The sequence below is a fragment of the Mesorhizobium sp. WSM4823 genome, from assembly GCF_055811195.1.
Genome location: NZ_JBVVQL010000074.1, coordinates 1 through 239, shown reverse-complemented (window position 1 = coordinate 239; position 239 = coordinate 1). Strand labels below are relative to the sequence as shown.

Below are 239 nucleotides of genomic sequence, written 5' to 3'. Positions count from 1 at the left end.
GGTGCAACTGGTGACACCGGCGCCACTGGCGATACCGGAGCCACAGGCGATACCGGAGCCACAGGCGATACCGGCGCAACGGGTGACACCGGAGCCACAGGCGACACGGGTGCGACTGGCGATACCGGAACCACAGGCGCGACCGGCGATACCGGTGCGACCGGCGATACCGGAGCAACTGGCGCAACGGGTGATACCGGAGCCACGGGTGCAACGGGTGCGACCGGCGACACCGGTGC

General features: G+C 69.5%; 1 protein-coding gene. It reads left to right on the top strand.

Going from position 1 to position 239, the window contains the following annotated elements:
* The coding region (locus AC0L26_RS32055) for a hypothetical protein (RefSeq protein ID WP_473636092.1) at positions 1-239 on the top strand (239 nt) is incomplete at both ends.